Here is a 1,591-nt window from a genome sequence, read left to right as displayed (position 1 = left end):
TTACGAAGGCGACGATCGGCTTGAAGAAATGGAAGCAGACCTGCGCCACCTCATCGACCAAAACCCAAATAATGCGATTGCCCTGAACGCCCTAGGTTATACCTTGGCTGATCGCACAGATCGACTCGAGGAAGCTGCGCAACTCATTGGCAAGGCGCTTGTGCTAAAACCAGATAATCCAGCCATCATGGATAGCATGGGCTGGGTCCTTTTCCGATTAGGAAAAGCCGAAGAAGCGGTACAGTTACTAGGTGCAGCGTACTTAAAATATCCAGACGGAGAAGTAGCAGCACACTTAGGCGAGGCACTTTGGTCACTCGACAAAAAAGACCAAGCAAGAACTGTTTGGAGCAACAGTTTGCGTCAACAACCAGATCATAAGGTATTAATAGAGACGCTACAGAGACTTGCACCCGAAATGCTTGAACCCAACGCTGACTCTGAAGATAGCACTACAAACTCTGCCGAAGACCAACCAGAGCCTGAGTTAGAAACAAACTCAGAGTCTTAAAAGAAAATGCCTCAAACCATATCTCGCTGGACTTTCACGATAGTGTTCAGCTTATTACTGATGAGCTGCTCTAGTAGCTATAAAAGCTTCGAAAACGACGGCTCAAAAGAACTCCGCGCTAAGCTTTATCAAATTGAGACCTTTCAATTTAATGGCAAACTAGGCTTTCGCAATAGCGAAGAAGCTTTCAGTGTCGCCATCAACAACTGGCTTCAAGACGCTGACAAATACCAAATCGAATTAAGTTCTGCATTCTTTGGATTAGGCGCCATCGAACTGAAAGGCACCGCCGCCTGGATTGAGGCTAACGAACCCGGCCAAGAACCAGTTAGATCAGACTACCCTAACTACACAATCAAAGAGTTACTAGGCAGCCCCTTACCTATACAAAGAATTCGCTATTGGCTGCGCGGCATTCCAGCACCGCAATCTAAATCCCAAGAAACGCTCAACGACCAAGGCCTACTATCTACACTTGAACAAGATGGCTGGACAATACACCTAGATCGCTACCACGATGTATCAAACCTTCCCTTACCTGGCCGAATCAAAATCGAACAAAACGACACGCGTATTACATTGGTAGTTGCACAATGGTCCATTCTCTAAGCCTTCCAGCCCCCGCCAAGTTAAATCTATTCCTACATATCAATGGGCGCAGACCAGACGGCTACCATGAACTTCAAACAGTTTTTCAACTTCTCGATTTTGGGGACGAACTACATTTTGAACTGAACTCAAGCCAAGCTATTACGATCAAACCTGAGTTCAACGACATTCCTGTCGAAGACAATCTAATTTACAAAGCTGCAAAATTTTTGGAACCTTTCGCCACGTACTATAAAGGGGTCGACATCACGCTAAATAAACGTCTACCCATGGGTGGAGGTGTGGGCGGTGGCAGCTCTGATGCAGCGACGACATTAATTGCTTTAAATTACTTATGGCAATGCAATTTAAGCAACGAAAAACTTTGCGACTTAGGGATTCAATTAGGTGCCGATGTTCCAGTATTCGTAAACGGAAAAACATCATGGGCAGAAGGCATTGGCGAGCAATTATCGCCTATAAAAACACCAG

General features: G+C 45.5%; 3 protein-coding genes. All 3 read left to right on the top strand.

All coding sequences use genetic code 11. The features are described 5' to 3' along the window. The coding region (locus A3738_RS04780; protein WP_156503963.1) for a tetratricopeptide repeat protein at positions 1 to 511 on the top strand (511 nt) is incomplete at its 5' end. Between the two features lie 42 nt (positions 512 to 553). Further along, on the top strand, positions 554 to 1,120 hold the full coding sequence (gene lolB / locus A3738_RS04775) for a lipoprotein insertase outer membrane protein LolB (protein WP_197473516.1): 567 nt from the start codon (positions 554 to 556) through the stop codon (positions 1,118 to 1,120). Next, on the top strand, positions 1,105 to 1,591 hold a 487-nt coding region (gene ispE / locus A3738_RS04770; protein WP_068763402.1), incomplete at its 3' end, for a 4-(cytidine 5'-diphospho)-2-C-methyl-D-erythritol kinase. The genes lolB and ispE, both read left to right, overlap by 16 nt.

This window comes from Oleiphilus sp. HI0066, assembly GCF_001635725.1.
The sequence above is the reverse complement of the archived record's forward strand: the minus strand, read 5'-3'. Positions and strand labels throughout refer to the sequence as shown.